The 256-nt window shown below is 47.7% G+C and carries 1 pseudogene; it reads right to left on the bottom strand.

From position 1 onward, the window contains the following. Window positions 1-256: pseudogene (locus SB765_RS31465) on the bottom strand (RNA pseudouridine synthase); the annotation flags it as partial.

Below are 256 nucleotides of genomic sequence, written 5' to 3' on the forward strand. Positions count from 1 at the left end.
CCATATCATCAGGGATAGGTGCTTGCCAGGTCATCATTTCACCGGTAATTGGATGAGCAATGCTTAATTTAACAGCATGGAGCGCTTGACGCTTAAAGCTACGCAGTAACTCAAACAGCTCAGGCGTTGCTCCTTTTGGTGGACGAGGACGACCGCCATAAGATTGATCGCCAATTAATGGGTGGTTTAAGTACGCCATATGCACGCGAATTTGATGCGTACGTCCGGTTTCAAGGCGTAAACGCAAACGAGTATG

This window comes from Pseudomonas sp. SIMBA_067, assembly GCF_046534675.1.
In the GTDB taxonomy this organism is placed as follows: Bacteria; Pseudomonadota; Gammaproteobacteria; order Pseudomonadales; family Pseudomonadaceae; genus Aquipseudomonas; species Aquipseudomonas putida.